At 54.3% G+C, this 1,765-nt stretch carries 1 protein-coding gene; it reads right to left on the reverse strand.

The features are described from left to right. Positions 1-141: 141 nt before the first annotated feature. Positions 142-1,765, reverse strand: a 1,624-nt coding sequence (locus tag AB4043_RS24395) for an efflux RND transporter permease subunit (protein ID WP_442308374.1), incomplete at its 5' end; no start/stop codon positions are given.

Below are 1,765 nucleotides of genomic sequence, written 5' to 3' on the forward strand. Positions count from 1 at the left end.
GACTACGGGCGGCGGCGAAAGACCGCCGCCCTCCTCAATTTGTCCTGCTGGTCGATTTTCCTCCTGCTTCACAGCTCGCTACAAAGCCATCCTCTGGCCGAAAGCGAGTGATCCAGGCATGTTGAATCACTGCAGCTGTATCTATGAGCATGGTTGAACTCTAGAAACTATCGGCGTTTCATTGACATCGTCGGAAGTGGCAGCGGATGTCGTCTCTTGAACCTGCTCCCAACGGATCAGCTTCAGGTCCAAGACTACAAAGGAGTAGAGAACCGGCACGAGACCGAGCGTTACGAACGTCGCAATCGTCAGGCCCCCAATCTGGGCGTAGCACAAGGGCTCCCAGAGGGGACCACCGTGCGCCGCCAGTGGGAACAGAGCAATCACCGTGGCCGCGACAGTAATCATGACGGGTCTCAGACGGAGAATACCTGCGTCGATCAGCGCCTGTTCCAGATCCTCGCCAGCTTCCCGGCGTTCTTCGATGAATTCAAACAGAACAATGATATGGCTCACGATCACGCCGATGAGGCTGATGATTCCCAGGAAGGCCATGAAGCCAAATGGCTGCCCCATGATCGCCAACGCGATAACCGCTCCGGCGATTCCATAAGGAATAGCAGCAAACACGATCAAGGGCTTGAAGGCATGCTTGAATTGCGCGAGCAGTGCGAGGTAAATGGCGCACACRCAAATCACAAGTACAGTTGTGAGATCGCCGAAACCACTAACCTGCTCTTTTTGCTCGCCAGCGAACCGGAAGATGAAACCGTCGGGAAGTTGTTTCTGGAACTCTTTCAGCTTCGGCATAGCTGCTGCAAGGACTTCCGACGGCAAATGACCTTGAGTAGGCCAGCACTGTATGGTGATGGTCCGATACTGATCGAAGCGCTTGGTTTTCGAGACTACGGGCTCTAGAGAGATTGTCGCCACCTGATCGACAGGTACTGGCGCCGTCCCCTGTTGCGAGAAGACATACAGACTGTGCAAATCAGAGAGCTGAGCACGTTGTTCCATTTGCATGCGTCCAACAATCGGAACCTGTTTGTCGCCATCTCTCAAAGCCCCAGCGGTTACACCATGAAGTGCCGCATCGATAGAAGTCGAGACATCTGCGTTCGTGACGTGTGCCATATTGGCGCGGTCGACATCGACATGTACTACCTCTCTGGTGCTTGAGTCACCCCAATCGTCTCGAACTCTGGCAGCCACCGGAACATCGCGAAAGATCTGCTTGAGCTTCGCCGCTTCAAGCTTCAGGCGCGGCAAATCTTCGCCCGAGATTCTGACCTGAATTGGAATCCCGACAGGCTTACCCGTTTCCAGAGTCCGGGTGTCAATGATGGCACCTGGAATCCTTCTATCCAATTCGACCTGCAAAAGAGCTAGAAGTGGGGTCGTATCGTGATTGTCCTTCGTACGTAGAATGACCTGGGCGTAATTCGTCTGCCGGTCTTCAGGGGTGGCACTGCTCCAGAAACGAGGGCCACCGCCGCCCACAAACGTCGTCATCGATTGCAGCACTTCTTTTGCACGGCCATGTTCCGGATGGCGCTTTCCATATTCCTCTGCTACCTGACGTGTGATGGATTCGACCTGTTGCGCGACTTCGCTGGTTGCGCTTGCCGGAGAGTCTTCAGGTAGCCACACGTCGATATAGGAAAAATATTGGAGATCTTTGGGGAAGAATTGCGGTTTCAGCGTGGAGAAAACCACGCCGCCTGCGATAAGCAGAATAAGAGATGCTGCCAGGCAGAGCTTCCTG

Source organism: Terriglobus sp. YAF25 (genome assembly GCF_052113305.1).
GTDB lineage: Bacteria > Acidobacteriota > Terriglobia > Terriglobales > Acidobacteriaceae > Terriglobus.